A 416-nucleotide genomic window follows, 5' to 3' on the forward strand; every position below is an offset into this window, starting at 1 on the left:
GCCCCGCGGCGTTGGCCTCGGCGTTCGCCTTGTCGGTCTCGGCCTTGATGCCGGCCTGCTTGAGCGCGAGGTCGCGCTGCCGCTCGGCGATCGACTCCATGGCCTGGATCTTCGCGAACTCGGAGACCTGCTGCGCCTCGGCCTCCTTCACCTCGGCGACCTGGCGGGCGCGTGCGGCCTCGGCACGGCCGAGGTTCGCGAGGTAGTCGGAGCCGGGCGTCGAGATGTCGGAGATGTTGAGCAGGTCGACCTGCAGACCCTGCTCGGCCAGGTCGGTCTTGGTCGAGTTGACCACCGCGTCCTGCAGCGACTTCCGGTCGCTGATGATCTGCTCGATCGTCATGTCGCCGATGATCGAGCGCAGCGAGCCCTCGAGGGACTCCTTGATGACGTCGGTGAGCGTGGCCTGCTGGGAC

1 protein-coding gene is annotated in these 416 nt (G+C 68.3%); it reads right to left on the bottom strand.

The window, feature by feature from the left end; genetic code table 11:
- Nucleotides 1-416: flotillin family protein (locus tag G3I71_RS48665; RefSeq protein ID WP_164325396.1), on the bottom strand; the 416-nt coding region annotated here is incomplete at both ends.

Source organism: Streptomyces sp. SID12501 (assembly GCF_010550245.1).
Lineage (GTDB): Bacteria > Actinomycetota > Actinomycetes > Streptomycetales > Streptomycetaceae > Streptomyces.